Origin of the sequence: Alsobacter soli (assembly GCF_003004785.1) — a bacterium.
In the GTDB taxonomy this organism is placed as follows: Bacteria; Pseudomonadota; Alphaproteobacteria; order Rhizobiales; family Beijerinckiaceae; genus Alsobacter; species Alsobacter soli.
Genome location: NZ_PVZS01000009.1, coordinates 62,664 through 78,584, shown reverse-complemented (window position 1 = coordinate 78,584; position 15,921 = coordinate 62,664). Strand labels below are relative to the sequence as shown.

14 protein-coding genes and 1 tRNA gene are annotated in these 15,921 nt (G+C 67.2%); 8 read left to right on the top strand and 7 right to left on the bottom strand.

Annotated elements, in window-relative coordinates; translation table 11 throughout:
• The first annotated feature begins 68 nt into the window (after positions 1 to 68).
• The 4 genes from SLNSH_RS09930 to SLNSH_RS09915 all read left to right on the top strand — a co-directional run bounded on the left by SLNSH_RS09930 (position 69) and on the right by SLNSH_RS09915 (position 4,627).
• A tRNA-Lys gene (locus tag SLNSH_RS09930) sits at positions 69 to 144 on the top strand.
• A gap of 147 nt (positions 145 to 291) precedes the next feature.
• Entirely contained in the window at positions 292 to 615 is a 324-nt protein-coding gene (locus SLNSH_RS09925) for a hypothetical protein (protein ID WP_146140238.1), read from the top strand.
• Positions 616 to 729: 114 nt separating this feature from the next.
• Positions 730 to 3,039 (top strand): MHYT domain-containing protein, encoded by a 2,310-nt coding sequence (locus SLNSH_RS09920; protein ID WP_106336595.1) that lies wholly within the window; start codon positions 730 to 732, stop codon positions 3,037 to 3,039.
• Positions 3,040 to 3,148: 109 nt separating this feature from the next.
• Positions 3,149 to 4,627: a protein adenylyltransferase SelO gene (locus SLNSH_RS09915; protein ID WP_106336593.1), complete on the top strand. Its 1,479-nt coding sequence runs from the start codon at positions 3,149 to 3,151 to the stop codon at positions 4,625 to 4,627.
• Between the two features lie 60 nt (positions 4,628 to 4,687).
• Here SLNSH_RS09915 and SLNSH_RS09910 read toward each other — a convergent pair whose 3' ends face one another.
• From SLNSH_RS09910 to ilvC, 6 genes are all read right to left on the bottom strand, one after another.
• Positions 4,688 to 5,587, bottom strand: coding sequence for a hypothetical protein (locus tag SLNSH_RS09910; protein WP_106336592.1), 900 nt, complete (start codon positions 5,585 to 5,587; stop codon positions 4,688 to 4,690).
• 92 nt (positions 5,588 to 5,679) lie between these two features.
• The gene (locus SLNSH_RS09905) at positions 5,680 to 6,096 is read right to left on the bottom strand and encodes a DUF1236 domain-containing protein (RefSeq protein ID WP_106336813.1); all 417 of its coding nucleotides are present in this window, start codon (positions 6,094 to 6,096) and stop codon (positions 5,680 to 5,682) included.
• Positions 6,097 to 6,425: 329 nt separating this feature from the next.
• A complete protein-coding gene (locus SLNSH_RS09900; RefSeq protein ID WP_106336590.1) occupies positions 6,426 to 7,448 on the bottom strand; it encodes an ABC transporter substrate-binding protein in 1,023 nt (340 codons plus the stop codon).
• 60 nt (positions 7,449 to 7,508) lie between these two features.
• The gene (locus tag SLNSH_RS09895) at positions 7,509 to 8,294 is read right to left on the bottom strand and encodes an ABC transporter permease (RefSeq protein ID WP_106336811.1); all 786 of its coding nucleotides are present in this window, start codon (positions 8,292 to 8,294) and stop codon (positions 7,509 to 7,511) included.
• A 133-nt stretch (positions 8,295 to 8,427) separates the two neighbouring features.
• Positions 8,428 to 9,267: an ABC transporter ATP-binding protein gene (locus SLNSH_RS09890; RefSeq protein WP_106336588.1), complete on the bottom strand. Its 840-nt coding sequence runs from the start codon at positions 9,265 to 9,267 to the stop codon at positions 8,428 to 8,430.
• Positions 9,268 to 9,447: 180 nt separating this feature from the next.
• The gene (gene ilvC, locus SLNSH_RS09885; protein ID WP_106336587.1) at positions 9,448 to 10,467 is read right to left on the bottom strand and encodes a ketol-acid reductoisomerase; all 1,020 of its coding nucleotides are present in this window, start codon (positions 10,465 to 10,467) and stop codon (positions 9,448 to 9,450) included.
• A gap of 243 nt (positions 10,468 to 10,710) precedes the next feature.
• Here ilvC and SLNSH_RS09880 point away from each other — a divergent pair, with 243 nt between their 5' ends.
• Positions 10,711 to 11,256 (top strand): DUF924 family protein, encoded by a 546-nt coding sequence (locus SLNSH_RS09880; protein WP_106336585.1) that lies wholly within the window; start codon positions 10,711 to 10,713, stop codon positions 11,254 to 11,256.
• A 9-nt stretch (positions 11,257 to 11,265) separates the two neighbouring features.
• Here the strand turns inward: SLNSH_RS09880 and serB are convergent, their stop codons facing one another.
• The gene (gene serB, locus SLNSH_RS09875) at positions 11,266 to 12,177 is read right to left on the bottom strand and encodes a phosphoserine phosphatase SerB (protein ID WP_106336809.1); all 912 of its coding nucleotides are present in this window, start codon (positions 12,175 to 12,177) and stop codon (positions 11,266 to 11,268) included.
• Between the two features lie 39 nt (positions 12,178 to 12,216).
• Here serB and miaA point away from each other — a divergent pair, with 39 nt between their 5' ends.
• The 3 genes from miaA (at position 12,217) to SLNSH_RS09860 (ending at position 15,902) form a co-directional block, all read left to right on the top strand.
• On the top strand, positions 12,217 to 13,155 hold the full coding sequence (miaA, locus tag SLNSH_RS09870) for a tRNA (adenosine(37)-N6)-dimethylallyltransferase MiaA (protein WP_245422210.1): 939 nt from the start codon (positions 12,217 to 12,219) through the stop codon (positions 13,153 to 13,155).
• Between the two features lie 253 nt (positions 13,156 to 13,408).
• Positions 13,409 to 15,169 carry an acetolactate synthase 3 large subunit gene (locus SLNSH_RS09865; protein ID WP_106336582.1) on the top strand — a complete coding sequence of 587 codons (1,761 nt, stop codon included), beginning with the start codon at positions 13,409 to 13,411 and terminating at the stop codon, positions 15,167 to 15,169.
• Positions 15,170 to 15,221: 52 nt separating this feature from the next.
• Entirely contained in the window at positions 15,222 to 15,902 is a 681-nt protein-coding gene (locus SLNSH_RS09860) for a glutathione S-transferase family protein (RefSeq protein ID WP_106336580.1), read from the top strand.
• Positions 15,903 to 15,921: the final 19 nt, after the last annotated feature.

Sequence of the window (15,921 nt, the reverse complement as noted above, 5' to 3'; positions counted from 1 at the left end):
GCGGTTCGCAACCTCGAAAACGCTTCGGCTCTTCGCATCTCCGGCGCCAGCCGTGAGACGACTTTGATGGGCGCATAGCTCAGTTGGTAGAGCAGCTGACTCTTAATCAGCGGGTCCTAGGTTCGAGCCCTAGTGCGCCCACCATCAAAGTCACCACCGCGACGCGAATTCCCTCCGCATTGGCGATCTCCTCACAAGCCAAACGTGTCTTGAGCTGGATGTGGCCGGTCACCATCATCCCTCGGTGCGTGGGGTCCGAGTCTTTCCGCGCAAATCGGGGGTGATGTCGACATGCGCTTGTGTGTTTTTCTGGCTGGAATGCTCGCCTTCACGGTCATGACGCCGGCTTTCGCGCAGCAGCGCCTCAGCGGCAGGATCGCGGGCTTCAACTGCGGCGACAACTGCTACCTCACCATCAAGACCGACGCCGGCAGGGAGGTGGACGGCCTTTGCGTGGCGAAGGCTTGCCGCCCCTGGAACGAGGCGACGGAACTGCCTGCCAAGCTGGAGGGCCGCCGGGTCGTCGTCCGGGTCGGCTCCTCCAAGCAGTACGACGGGGATGGAAACGTCATGGGCCGCTATCGATCCTTCGAGGACATCCAATTCGCTGATTGAGGCGCACGCGTCGGCGGAAGCACACATCAGGGTAGCGACAGCGGGAACAAACAATCCTGGCGAGGCGTTTACCCCTGTTGCCAACCAGGGGCCTGAAAGGTCCGCCGCTCCCGAATGCCTCACTCAGGCGCCCACGACCCATCGCTCGTCGTCCTTTCCGTGCTGATCGCGATCGCCGCATCCTACACGGCGCTCGATCTGGCCGGCCGCATGCGCCAAACGTCCGGGTGGCCGTCTTACGTCTGGCTCGCGACGGCCGCGCTGGCGATGGGCGGAGGCATCTGGTCGATGCACTTCGTCGCCATGCTGGCCTTCAGCATCCCCGGCGTGAGCGTGCGCGGCTACAGCGTGGGGCTGACCCTTCTTTCGCTGGCCCTGCCGATCGCCGTCACTGCCATCGGCTTTCACACGGCGATCCGTGGCGAGCGCAGGATCCCGATGCTCCTGGCCAGCGGCCTCGTCATGGGGCTTGGCATTGCCGGCATGCACTATCTCGGCATGGCGGCGCTCCGGGTCCAGGCTCAAATCCACTACGACCGCCTGTGGGTCCTGATCTCGATTGTGATCGCCATGGTGGCCGCCACTGTCGCCCTCTGGCTGTCTTTCCGGAGCGCTCGATTCGTCGAACGTCTGTTCGCAGCCGCCGCGATGGGTCTCGCCGTGTCCGGCATGCACTACGCCGCCATGCGGGGCATGTCCTTCACGCCGGCCGAGGCGATGGCGCACGAGCATGCCGCCGTCGATGTGAACCCGGTGAGCCTGGCGCTTTGGGTCACCGGGACGACGTTCCTCATCCTGATACTGGCCCTGGTGGCCGCCATGTTCGACCGCCACTTCGCCCAACTCGCGGAGCGGGAGGCCTCGGCCCTGCGCCAAAGCGAAGAGCGCTTCCGCCTCCTCGTGCAAAGCGTGACGGACTACGCGATCTTCATGCTCGACGAGACCGGCCGCGTCGCGAACTGGAACGCCGGGGCGCAGCGCATCAAGGGATATACCTTCGACGAGATCGTCGGCAGCCACTTCTCTCGCTTCTACACGGAGGAGGACAAGGCGGCAGGGGTGCCCCGGCGGGCGCTCGACACCGCCGCGACAGAGGGCAAGTTCGAGAGCGAAGGCTGGCGCGTTCGCAAGGACGGCACCCGCTTCTGGGCCAGCATCGTGATCGACCCCATTCGCGACGAAAAAGGCCAGCTGGTCGGTTTCGCCAAGGTCACGCGGGACATCACCGAGCGCAAGCAGGCCCAGGACGCGCTTGAACAGGCGCGGGAAGCGCTCGCCCAATCGCAGAAGATGGAGGCGGTCGGCCAACTGACGGGCGGCGTCGCCCACGATTTCAACAACCTGCTCATGGCTGTCCTGGGCAGCCTCGACCTGCTCAGGAAGCGGCTGCCGCCCGATCCGAAGATCACGCGGTTGCTCGACAACGCCATACAGGGCGCCGAGCGCGGCGCGGCTCTCACCCAGCGCATGCTGGCCTTCGCGCGCCGCCAGGACCTCAAGCCGAGTTCGGTCGACCTGCCAGATCTGGTCAACGGCATGAGCGACCTGCTCAACCGCTCCATCGGCCCAACCACGCGGATCGAGACGCGTTTCCCGCTGGGCTTGCCGCCGGCGCTCGTCGACGCCAACCAGCTCGAGCTGGCGCTGCTCAATCTCGTCGTCAATGCCCGTGACGCCATGGCGGAAGGCGGCCTGATCACGATCGGGGGTCGCGAGGAAATCGCTGACGGATCCGGGCGCCTGGCTGCCGGGCGCTATGTCTGCCTGTCGGTGATGGACACCGGACACGGAATGGACGAGGCGACCCTGGCGCGGGCGCAGGAACCATTCTTCACCACCAAGGGGGTGGGCAAGGGCACGGGTCTGGGCCTTTCCATGGTCCACGGCATGGCCGAGCAGTCCCAGGGCCGGCTCGTGCTGACGAGCAGGCCTGACGTGGGCACCACGGCGGAGATCTGGCTTCCCGTAGCCCCGCCTGCCGAAAAGGCGGAATCCACCACCAGCATCGTCCCCTACCCACGCCAGGCCTCGTGCGCCTACACGATCCTGGTCGTCGACGACGACCCTCTCGTTCTCGAGAACACCGCCGCCATGCTGGAGGACCTCGGCCATCGCGTCATCGAGGCCCGCTCCGGCGCCGAGGCGCTGGAGCTCCTCAACAGGGCTCGAACGCTCGATCTCGTCATTACCGACCACGTGATGCCGGAGATGACAGGGCTCCAGCTGATCGAGCGTCTGCGCAAGGAGCGGCCCGGCCTGCGCCTGATGCTCGCCACCGGCTACGCCGAACTGCCCACGGAGACCCAGGCCTCGTTACCCCGGCTCAACAAGCCCTTCGACCAGAACGCCCTGGCATGGGCCATTGACGACATCATGCGGGAACCGGGATCGGGCGTCCTTCCGTTCCGGCCCAAGCACGGGTGAGAGCGGCGCCGGGACGGACGTCGAGCCCCGGCTTGGCTCTGGCGCTCCCAAGCCCCATCTAAGGCGGCTCAGGAAGGCGCTCGCCCCCGGCGCGCCTGGAGATCGAGCCGTGACCGTCACCCTTCCGTTCGACAACACCTACGCCCGGCTCGACGGCCCGTTCTTCACCCGCACGCAGCCCACCGCCGTGTCGGCTCCCCGACTCGTCAAGCTCAACCGGGAGCTGGCCCTGCAACTCGGCCTGGGTCCCGACGCCCTCTCCTCGCCGGACGGCGTGTCCGCCCTTGCCGGCCGGAGCCTGTTCGGCGGCTCCGAGCCGATCGCGACAGCTTATGCGGGCCACCAGTTCGGTCATTTCTCCCCGCAACTCGGCGACGGCCGGGCGCTCCTGATCGGCGAGGTGCTCGACCGCTCCGGCGCTCGCCGCGACATCCAGTTGAAAGGCTCCGGCCCGACGCCCTTCTCGCGGGGCGGGGACGGGCGCGCGGCCCTGGGGCCGGTCCTGCGCGAGTACCTGGTCAGCGAGGCCATGGCCGCCCTGGGCGTGCCCACCACGCGCGCCTTGGCCGCTGTGACCACCGGAGAGCACGTCATGCGTGAGGAGATCCTGCCTGGCGCCGTGCTGGCCCGGGTCGCCTCCAGCCACATCCGCATCGGCACCTTCGAGTTCTTCGCGGCCCGGCGCGACGTCGCGTCGCTCAAGACCATGGCGGACTACGCTATCGCCCGGCATGACCCCGCTGCGGCACAGGCCGAGAACCCCTATCGCGCATTGTTCGAGGGCGTCGTCCGGCGACAGGCCGAACTGCTGTCGCGCTGGATGCTGCTCGGCTTCATCCATGGCGTGATGAACACGGACAACATGTCCATCTCGGGCGAAACCATCGACTATGGCCCCTGCGCCTTCATGGACACCTACGACCCGGCCACGGTCTTCAGCTCCATCGACCGGCAGGGGCGCTACGCCTATGGCGCGCAGCCCGGCATCGCTCAATGGAACCTCGCGCGCCTCGCCGAAGCCCTTCTGCCCCTCATGGGCGAGGACCAAAAGCAGGCTGTGGCGCAAGCCCAGGCCGCCCTGGACGTCTTCGTGGAAGTCTTCAACGATCGCTACCTCTCCGGCCTTCGCCGCAAGCTGGGGTTGGTGACCGCGCGTGAGGAGGACCTGGCGCTCGCCCAGGCGCTGCTGGCCCGCATGGCGTCGGACAAGGTCGATTTCACGCTGCTCTTTCGCCGCCTCGCCGACGCTGCCGCCGACCTGTCCGGAAACGAGCGTGTGAGAGACCTATTCATGGACTTGCCTGCCATCGACGAGTGGCTGGCCCGCTGGCGCGCGCGCCTGGCGCAGGAGCCCGCCTCGCCGGAAGATCGCGCCGACGCGATGCGCCGCGCCAACCCGGCCTTCATTCCCCGCAACCATCTCGTCGAGCGCATGATAGAAGCCGCGGTGGAGCGGCAGGATTACGCGCCCTTCGAAGAATTCCTGCGCGTTCTGGCCCACCCCTACGAGGACCAGCCGGAGTTCGCCGCCTACGCGGAGGCGCCTCCTCCGAGCAGCCAGGCCTACGTGACCTACTGCGGCACCTAGCTGAAACGAAAAGGGCGCAGCCCTGAGGCTGCGCCCGATCCTGATCGCGCCTGCCCGTTCTTACTGGGCCGCGCCACCCGAGCTCTGAGGCTTCACGCTGTGCGAGCCGCCGGAGCCCTGCATTCCCATGGAGCCGCTCGCCTTGCCGCTGGTCGAGCCGCCCGACTTCGTGCTCAGCGAGCCGGAGCCCTGGACGTCGCCCTTGCCGCGAACCGAGCCGGTCTCGATGCTGCGCGACTTCTCGCGGGTGCCGGACATCTCGCCGCGACCGCGGGTCTCAGCCGAGAACCGCGTATTCGTATGCCGCTCGCCCGTGCGGATCGACACGCTGCTGGACGGCTCGTTATGCCCGTAGCGGTGCACCGTACGGCTGCGATAGGTCACGGACGGGGAGTCGTTCTCCCAGGTGCGCACCACGTGCCGCTTCTTGCGGATCGTGATGGACGGCTCCTCCGCGTAGAAGCGGTGATGATGCTTGCGGATCACCACCTTCCGGCGGGGCTCGTCGTCGTAATAGCGATGCACGAAGCGCTTGCGCTTGTGGATCACCGTCGTGGACGGCTCGTCATTGTAGCTCGTCACAGAGCGGCGATGCACCGAGACGCTGGGGCCTTCAGAAGTGCGGGTGCGCGTGCGCACGGAAACGCCGCCTTCCTCATGGCTGCGGGCGCCCACCGTGGTGCGACCCTCCACGGAGGCCGAGCCCTTCACGCGAGCGGAGCCGGAACGCTCCTCGCTGGCGCCCATCTTCTGCTTGGTCATGGAGCCGCCCTGCGCGCGCTGCTCGTGGCCGCCGCCAGCCTTCTGGCGTTGCATGGTCGAGTCGCCGCCCGACTGCGAGCTTACAGAAGCGCCGCCGGACCCGCTGGTGGACGCCGAACCGCCGGCGTTGAGATTGGTCTGGGCGAGGGCCGTCGTGCTGACGAGCGCGAGGGCCAGGCCGAGGGGAACGAGTTTCATGATGATTTGTCCCTTCTGGGCCGGGGCGCCCCTTATGGGCGTCGTCCCGGCGGTTTGTTGGGTTCAAGCGGCGCTGCGCCGCGATCGTTCCGTCAATCGATGACTTGGACGATCTTGTGCGTATGCGGGTCCACCAGCACCGTCTGGTCGTTCACCACGGCGTAGCGATAGGTCGTCTTCACGCCCACGCTGGCGGGGACCTCGTAGTACTCGACGGTGGAGGGCAGCGTCGCGCCGACAGCCACCTTTTCCTTCACGCGGACGGACGGACGGTGCTCGCGCACCACATACTCCTTGAACCGCGTTTCGTCGGCGCCCGCGAGCGTGCCGCCAACCACGGCGCCTGTCGCGCCGCCTACCACGGCCCCCACGGGACCACCCACGACGGCGCCGCCCACGGCGCCAGCAGTCGCCCCCGCGGCGGCTCCGCCGGAGGACTGGGCCTGAGCGGCCACCGGCATGGCGATCATCGCCGCCAAGGCGGCGGCAGAAAGAAGCTTCGCCTTCATGTCGTTCTCTCCGTTGATCACCCCCGGCCAATCAACGGAGGACTCGCACTGCCGGTTCCGAGAAATCGCACAACAAAAGCCGGCAACCCGCATGATGAATACATGTTCATATTACATCTGAATGGCCGTTCATAATCCGAGAGACTCAGGATGCTTCAGGTCGTCATTTCCGAGCTGCAAGCCGAAGCTTGAGCATGAAAAGCTTTCCGACAAGCCTCGAGAAAGTAGGTCACCCAAAAAGGGAACGGCCCGGGTGAACCCGGGCCGCCAAGTCAGCTGCAGATCCATTGCCTCCAGGCCACAAGGTGGATCGGGCGCGCGTCTCCCGGTTACTTCACTACCTCGGCCGCCTTCTTGGCGAAGCGAGGGTCGAAAGTGTCCGCGAGGTTCACCTTGGACTCCTTCAACTCCGGATCGAACTGCTTCAGCATGTCGTAGGTGCTCTTCATCCCGCTTTCCGAGATGAGGCCCGTCTGCGAATAGGTCGGCTTGGAGTTCTTCACGGCCAGCTCGTAGAGAGACTTGTCGCCAAGCAGGTACTCCTCCGGCACCGTGGCGGCGATCTCCTCGGGGCTCGCCTTCTGGATCCACTGGAGCGCCTTGTAGAGGCCGTTCGTCACCGCCTGGACGGTGTTCGGGTACTTGTCGATGAAGTCCTTCTTCACATAGAGCACCGCGGCCGGGTTGGAGCCGCCGAACAGCGCCTTGGTGCCCTCTTCCGTGCGGGTGTCGACCACGACCTTGATGTCGCCCGACCGCTCCAGCATGGAGATGACGGGCTCGAGGTGTGAAATGGCGTCCAGCTGGCCGTTCTTGATGGCGGCCACCGCCGATTGCGCGCTGCCAACGCCGATGAAGGAGGCGTCCTGCGGGGTCAGGCCTTCCTTGGCGAGCAGGAAGTTGACCAGCATGTTGGTGGAGGACCCCGGCGCGGTGACGCCGATCTTCATGCCCTTCAGGTCCTTGGGAGACTTGTAGCTGTCGGCCTTCGCCTTGGCGACGCCCACCACGATGCCGGGGAAGCGCCCGAGTTCGAGTACGGCGCGGATGTCCTGGCCCTTGGCCTGCATGCGGATGGTGTGCTCATAGGCGCCCGTCACCACGTCGAGCGAGCCGCCAATAAGGCCCTGCAGCGACTTGGCGCCGCCGGCGAAGTCGGAGATCTCGACATCGAGCCCCTGCTCCTTGAAGAAGCCCTTCCGCTCCGCGATGGTCAGCGGCAGGTAGTACAGCAGCGCCTTGCCGCCAACGCCGAGCTTCACGTCCTTCTTCTCGGGCGCCTGCGCGAAGGCCGCGGCTCCGGTCAGAAGCAATGCTGCAGCCGCCGTGGCGATCAGCTTGAAGGGACTCATGTTTTCACTCCCAGAAGTGGTTCTTGTTGAAGTTAAGCAATCTAAAGTTGAACCTTAAGCTCAAGCCTGCGAGGCCGGCTGGGGCCGCCAAACCAACAGCCTGTTCTCGATCAGCGTCACCAGCCAGTCGATGAAGAGCACGAAGGCGGCCAGGATCACCATGCCGGCGAAGACCCCCGTGACGTCGAAAACGCCCTCCGCCTCGTGGATCAGGTAGCCGAGGCCTGCGGCTGAGCCGAGATACTCGCCAACCACCGCGCCCACGAGGGCGAAGCCCACCGACGTGTGCAGGGACGAGAACATCCAGCTCAGCGCCGAGGGCCAGTACACGTGCCGGAACAGCTGCCGCTCGTTCATGCCCATCAGGCGCGCGTTGGCCAGCACGACGGAGCTGACCTCTTTCACGCCCTGGTACACGTTGAAGAATACGATGAAGAAGACGAGCGTGACGCCGAGCGCCACCTTGGACCAGATGCCAAGGCCCAGCCAAAGCATGAAGATCGGCGCCAGCACCACGCGTGGCAAAGCGTTGGCCATTTTCACGTAGGGATCGAACACGGCCGCCACGGTCGGCTTGCGGGCGAACCAGAAGCCGAACAGCACGCCGCCGACCGACCCGATCAGGAAGGCGAGCACGGTCTCGCTGAGCGTGATCGACAGGTGCTTCCAGATCTGGCCGCCTGCGAACAGCTTCCAGATGCGCGCGATCACCTCGCCCGGCGTCGAGAAGAAGAACTTCGGCAAAAGGTATGTCCCACCAATAGGCACGGTCGAGCCGATGTGCCAGATCAGCAGCACTATGGCCGCGACCAGCACCTGCCACGCGAGCAGCTTGGGACGGGAGATGGGGGTCATGGGAGCTCTCTACCCCGTCATTGCAAGCGCAGCGAAGCCATCCAGGGGGACTGGGCCGGAGCCTTCCTGGATTGCTTCGTCGCCGCGCTCCTCGCAAGGACGTCTGAACGGTTCTGTCGCGCCCTCATGCCGGCGCGCCTCCATAAGCCTTCACCACCTCGTCCCGCAGTTCGCTCCAGATCGCCTTGTGCAGGGCGTGGAAGCGCGGGTCGAGCCGCACCTCCGAAACGTCGCGCGGGCGGGGCAAATCGATCGTGTGGTCTCCGATGATGCGAGCCTTTGGGCCGCAGGACATGATCACCACCCGGTCGGCCAGCGCGATCGCCTCCTCCAGGTCATGGGTGACGAACAGCACGGCCTTTCGGTCGGCGGCCCAGAGCTCCAGCAGCAGGGTGCCCATGATCTGGCGGGTCTGCGCGTCCAGCGGCCCGAAGGGCTCGTCCATGAGCAGAATCTTGGGGTGACGGATCAGCACCTGCGCCAGGCCCACGCGCTTGCGCTGGCCCCCGGAGAGTTGGTGCGGGTAGCGGTCCGCGAACGCGGCCAGGCCAACCCGGCCGAGCCACTCCTTGGCCTGCTTGCGGGCGTCCGACGATGCGACGCCCCCGACCTCGAGGGCGATCGCCACGTTCTCCAAGGCGGTCTTCCACGGCATCAGGGCGTCCTGCTGGAAGAGGTACCCGGCCTTGCCGTTGAGCCCGGCGAGCGGCTCCCCGAAGATGGAGACCGCTCCGCTCGCCGGCTTCAGCAGCCCGGCCGCGGCGTTCAGCAACGTGGATTTCCCGCAGCCGGTCGGCCCCACGATGGCGACGAACTCGCTTTCGGCGACGCGCAGCGTCGTGGGCGCGACGGCCTCGTAGACGGGCTGGCTTCCGCCGCCATACGCGATCGACACGCCTTCCAGCGCCACTGCAGGCGGCTTTGCGCCTGGCGCGTCGCGTTCGATCACGCGCAACACCACCATCTCGAACGCTCTCCCTTGGCGCGCCTCCGCTCGGGGCGGATGCGTCTGCGGCAAACTAGATGCGGCCCGGAGCGCGAGCAAGCCGCGCAATGGTCACACCGCCTACGAACGAAGAAGCCCCGGCGATCGCTCGGCCGGGGCTTCAGGGAAGTCACAACGCGGGCGTTACCCGCGCCGGCCTTAGTTCTTGGACTTGTCGACCAGCGCCTTGGCCTTGATCCAGGGCATCATGGCGCGCAGCTTCTCGCCGACTTCCTCGATCTGGTGCGCGGCGTGGCGGGCGCGGACGGCCTTGAACGAGGTCTGGTTGACCTTGTTCTCCAGCATCCAGTCGCGGGTGAACTTGCCGGTCTGGATGTCGTTCAGGACGCGCTTCATCTCGGCCTTCGTGTCCGAGGTGATGATGCGCGGGCCGGTCACGTACTCGCCGTACTCGGCGGTGTTCGAGATCGAGTAGTTCATGGTGGAGATGCCGCCCTCGTAGATGAGGTCGACGATCAGCTTCACCTCGTGCAGGCACTCGAAATAGGCCATCTCGGGGGCGTAGCCCGCCTCGACCAGCGTCTCGAAGCCGGCGCGGATCAGCTCCACGAGGCCGCCGCAGAGCACGACCTGCTCGCCGAAGAGGTCGGTCTCGCACTCCTCCTTGAAGGTCGTCTCGATGATGCCGGCGCGGCCGCCGCCGTTGGCGGAGGCGTAGCTGAGGCCGAGGTCATGGGCGTTGCCCGTGGCGTCCTGGTGGACGGCGATCAGGGTCGGCACGCCGCCGCCGCGGACGTACTCGGAGCGCACCGTGTGGCCGGGGCCCTTCGGGGCGACCATGAGCACATCGAGGTCCTTGCGGGGCTCGATGAGGTTGAAGTGCACGTTGAGGCCGTGCGCGAACATCAGGGCGGCGCCCTGCTTCATGTTGGCGTGCAGCTCGTCGCGATAGATGTCGGCCTGCAGCTCGTCCGGGGTGAGCATCATCACAACGTCGGCCCACTTGGCGGCCTCGGAAACCGTCATGACCTTGAGGCCCTCGCCCTCGGCCTTCTTGACCGTCGGGGAGCCGGCGCGCAGCGCGACCGCGATGTTCTTCACGCCGCTGTCGCGCAGGTTGAGCGCATGGGCGTGACCCTGGGAGCCGTAGCCGACGATGGCGACGTTCTTGCCCTTGATCAGGTTGATGTCCGCGTCGCGGTCGTAATAAACGCGCATGGGTGTCGTCCTCTCTTGGGCTCCCGCCCCCGGCGGTTCGGCCCTCGTGCTGTTTTCGCGCCCGTCCAGGCCGGGTGGTGGATGGGTGGTCCGCGGGGTGCTTTACTGGTCGCTGGCCCGCGAAACAAGCCCCACGCCCAAGGTATCCCGCGCACAGGAGCTATGCCGTGCGGCAATAAAGTTGCCCGGCGGCTCGCCATCGCGCCACTTTGCATCCGCAGCCGGCCCGACGAGGACATTTGCATGCCTATCCCCTCCCCCGCCGAAATCCTCCGGTTCTGGCGCGAAGCCGGCCCGGATCGCTGGTTCGCCAAGGACGACGCTTTCGGCCACGCCATCCGAGAGCGTTTCGAACCGGTCTGGCGCGCTGCCGCCGCCGGGGATCTCGACGGCTGGACTTCCACCCCGGACGGCGCTCTCGCCCTGGTCATCGCGCTCGACCAGTTCCCGCGCAATCTGTTCCGCGGCTCCGCCGACGCCTTTGCGACGGACGAGCAGGCGCGCCGCATCGCCGGCGAAGCCTTGGCGCGCGGAGACGACGCGCGAGTGGATCCCGCGCTGCGCGCCTTTTTCTACCTGCCCTTCATGCATTCGGAGGACATGGCCGACCAGGAGCATTGCGTGGCCCTGTACGCCGCCGCAGGGGACGCGGGCGGCCTCGAATGGGCGCGCATACACCGCGAGATCATCGCCCGCTTCGGTCGCTTCCCTCATCGTAATGCCGCGCTCGGGCGCGACACCACCCCGGCCGAAGCCGAGTTCCTCGCCGGCGACGGCTTCAAGGGCTAGCGTCCCGACTCAGTCCGCGAACTCCTCGCGGCGATAGCCCTGGGCGTACAACAGCGCCGTCAGGTCCGCGTGCTCCACACGGGCATGGGCCGCGGCGGCGACGGCGGGCTTGGCCCGGAACGCCACGCCCAGCCCCGCCTCGTTCAGCATGGCGAGGTCGTTGGCGCCGTCGCCCACCGCCAGGGTGTCGAGGTGGGCAAGGCCGAAGCGGTTGCGCAGCTCGACAAGGGTCGCAAGCTTCGCCTCCTTGCCCAGGATGGGCTCCTGCACGCGCCCGACGAGCTTCCCCTCCTCTGCGATCAGCACGTTCGAGCGGTGCTCGTCGAAGCCGATGGTCGCCGAGATGGGCCCCGTGAACAGCGTGAAGCCGCCCGACACCAGCGCGGCGTAGCCGCCGTCGCGCCGGATCGTCCGGACCAGGGCCGACCCGCCGGGCGTGAGCGTGATCCGCTCGGCGATGATGCGGTCCACCACGGCGACGTCCAGGCCGGCCAGGAGACCAACCCGCTCGCGCAGGGCCGGCTCGAAGGCGAGTTCGCCACGCATCGCGCGCTCGGTGATGGCCGAAACCTTGTCCTTGAGCCCGACGAAGTCCGCCAGCTCGTCGATGCATTCCTGCCCGATCATGGTTGAGTCCATGTCGGCCAGGAACAGCCGCTTGCGCCGGGTCGCCGCTGGCTGGACGATCACGTCCACGGGCTCCCCGTCCAGCGCCGTGCGCACGCGCTCGGCCTGCGCCGTGGCGTCGTAGGGCGCATCACCCGAGGCCGGAGGCGCCCGGAACGGGACATCGGCAGCCACGCCGGGATTCAGCATGTGCGGCTCGCCCGCGCCCGGCAGGACTTGCGCGACGCGCCGGAGCAGCGCATCGGAAAGGGCGGGACGTTCGGGATGCGAGACGAGCGTCGCGACGAGATGGATCATGGGGCCGACGAGGTCCGGACTAGGAGCGGAAGCGCCGTGGCGCAGGGTTACGAGGCGATCCTCATCGCAGGACCGACCGCCAGCGGCAAGTCCGCCCTGGCGATCAATCTGGCGAAGCGCCTCGGCGGCGTCGTGATCAACGCCGACTCCATGCAGATGTATCGGGACCTGCGCGTCATCACGGCCCGCCCCACTCCCGAGGAGGAGGCCAGCGCGCCGCATCGCCTGTTCGGATCCGTGGACGCCGGCGAAGCCTGGTCGGTCGGCAAGTGGCTGCGCGCCGCTGAAGGCGAACTGGCGCGCGCCAGGGCCGAACGCCTGGTCCCGATCGTCACGGGCGGCACCGGCCTCTACTTCAAGGCCTTGACAGAGGGCCTGTCCGACATCCCCGAGGTCTCGGCGGAAGTGCGGGCCGCCGTGCGCGCCGCCACGGTGGATGTTCCTGCCGAGCAACTCCACGAGGAGCTTGCGCACCGCGACCCCGAGACCGCGGCCCAGCTTCGCCCGACGGACCGCCAGCGCATCATCCGCGCCCTGGAGGTGTTCCAGGCCACGGGCCAGCCGTTGACTCGCTTCCAGAACGCCCGCGCCGGCCGGCTGCTCGATCCCGAGCAGTGCCTGCGCGTGTTCCTCGCCCCTGACCGCGACGCCCTCTACCGCCGCATCGACGCCCGCTTCGACGCCATGGTAAGCCTGGGCGCGCTGGAGGAGGTGAAGGCCCTCGCGGCGCGCCGCCTCGACCCCGCCCTCCCCGCCATGCGCGCCCACGGCGTGCCGTGGCTGATCAAGGCCCTGAACGGCGAGATGACGCTGCCCGAAGCCATCCAGCGCGCCAAGGCCGACACCCGGCACTACGCCAAGCGCCAGTTCACCTGGTTCCGCCATCAGGGCGAGGGCTGGCTGTGGCTGGACCCGGCCGAGGCCGAGCGCGCCATCCTGGCCACCATGAGCTTCGTCGAGGGGCCGCCGGTTTGAACGCCAGGCAAAAAGCCAAATCCGCTTGACGCCGGTGAACGGCCCGACTACGGTCCCGCACGTTTCGCAATCGAGGGACGCGCGCGTGCGCAACATTCTTATTGTATCCGGGGCGCCAGAGACGGGACGGTCGTAGCACCGCAATCCCGAAGCTGGCGCCGTGTCCGAGGTCCCTCACCGGGGCCTTTTTTGTTGCCCGCGCGAACCCCAAGCCGAATCACCAGACCCGACCGAACCCGATGGGAGCAGACCGATGACCCGACAGATGACTGGCGCCGAAATGGTCGTCCAGGCGATGCAGGACCAGGGCGTCGAACACATTTTCGGCTACCCGGGCGGCGCGGTCCTTCCGATCTATGACGCCCTGTTCCAGCAGGACAAGGTGAAGCACGTGCTGGTGCGCCACGAGCAGGGCGCGGTTCATGCGGCGGAAGGCTACGCCCGCTCCTCCGGCAAGGTCGGCTGCGTGCTCGTCACGTCCGGCCCCGGCGCGACCAACGCCGTGACGGGCCTGACGGACGCGATGCTCGACTCCATCCCGCTGGTCTGCATCACCGGCCAAGTGCCCACGCACCTGATCGGCTCGGACGCCTTCCAGGAATGCGACACGGTCGGCATCACCCGCCACTGCACCAAGCACAACTACCTGGTCCGCTCCATCGAGGACCTCCCCCGGATCCTCCATGAGGCCTTTTACGTTGCGTCAAACGGCCGCCCGGGCCCCGTCGTGATCGACATCCCGAAGGACGTGCAGTTCGCCAAGGGCAGCTACGCACGCCCCATGTCGAACCAGCACAAGACCTACCGCCCACAGATCAAGGGCGACATGGGCAAGATCCAGGCCGCGGTCGACCTGATCGCCTCCGCCAAGCGCCCGGTGTTCTACACCGGCGGCGGCGTCGTGAATTCGGGCCCGGAGGCCTCGGCCCTGCTGCGCGAGCTGGTGCGGCTGACCGGGTACCCGATCACCTCCACCCTCATGGGCCTGGGCTCCTATCCGGCGTCCGACTCGCAGTGGCTCGGCATGCTGGGCATGCACGGCACCTACGAGGCCAACCTCGCCATGCATGACTGCGACGTCATGATCTGCATCGGCGCGCGCTTCGATGACCGCATCACCGGGCGCCTCGACGCCTTCTCGCCCAAGTCCAAGAAGATCCACGTCGACATCGACCCGTCGTCGATCAACAAGAACGTCCGCGTCGACATCGGCATCGTGGGCGACTGCGGCCACGTGCTGGAGGACATGGTCCGCCTGTGGCGCGCCCAGGCCCCCCAGGTCGACAAGGCCGCGCTCGGGGAATGGTGGAAGCGCATCGATGGCTGGCGCGCCCGCAACTGCCTCGGCTATCGCAACGACAGCAAGGTCATCAAGCCGCAATACGCCATCCAGCGTCTCTACGAGCTCACCAAGGACCGCGACGTCTACGTCACGACCGAGGTGGGCCAGCACCAGATGTGGGCGGCGCAGTACTTCAAGTTCGAGGAGCCGAACCGCTGGATGACCTCGGGAGGCCTCGGCACCATGGGCTACGGCCTGCCCGCCGCCGTGGGCACGCAGATGGCCCACCCGGGCGCGCTCGTCATCGACATCGCCGGCGAGGCGTCGATCCTGATGAACATGCAGGAGATGTCGACGGCCCTGCAGTACCGGCTGCCGGTGAAGATCTTCATCCTCAACAACGAGTACATGGGCATGGTGCGGCAGTGGCAGGAGCTGCTGCACGGCGGCCGCTACTCGGAAAGCTACTCGGCCGCGCTGCCGGACTTCGTGAAGCTCGCCGAGGCCTATGGCGGCCACGGCATCCGCTGCTCGGATCCGGCCGAGCTCGATCACGCCATCCTGGAGATGATCGACACGCCCAAGCCCGTCATCTTCGACTGCATCGTGGCCAAGGAAGAGAACTGCTTCCCCATGATCCCGTCGGGCAAGGCGCACAACGAGATGATTCTGCCGGATTTCGAAGGCAAGACCGGCGACATCATCGACGCCAAGGGCCGCGAGCTGGTGTAAGCCTGCGCGGGAGGGCGCGAGCCCTCCCGTTCTGACCCGAGGAGCCGCCCTCATGAAGCTCGTCATCGCCAACAAGGCCTATTCGTCCTGGTCCCTCCGGCCTTGGATCTTGATGCGGGCGCTCGGCATTCCGTTCGACGAGGACCTGATCCCCCTCGACACGCCCGAGTTCCGCCCCCGCGTGGACGCCTACGGGGCCGGGCGCACCGTGCCGATCCTGGTCGATGGCGACGTGACGGTCTGGGAGTCGCTCGCGATCATGGACTATCTCGCCGACCGCTTCCCCCAGAAGGCGGTCTGGCCGGCGGACATCAAGGCCCGCGCCTTTGCGCGGACGATCGCCGCCGAGATGCACGCTGGCTTCCGACCGCTGCGCTCCGCCTGCCCCATGAACCTGCGCAAGCGCTACGCTGCCAAGGACCGGGGCCAGGACGTCGCGTCGGACGTCGCCCGGATCCTCCATCTGTGGCGGCAGGCGCGCGAGCGCTTCGGCGCCGACGCGGGCGGACCCTTCCTGTTCGGCGCCTTCACGGCCGCCGACGCCATGTACGCGCCCGTGGTGGCCCGGTTCCAGAGCTATTCGATCCCGGTGGATCCCGACATCCGCGCCTACATGGACGCGGTGCTCGATCATCCCGCATTCTCCGAGTGGCAGGACGCCGGGATGAAGGAGGCGTGGATCGTGGAGCACGACGAAGTGGACGAGCCGCAGGTCGGGCCGTTCAGGGGCTGAGAGTCTTTTCGAGATTGCG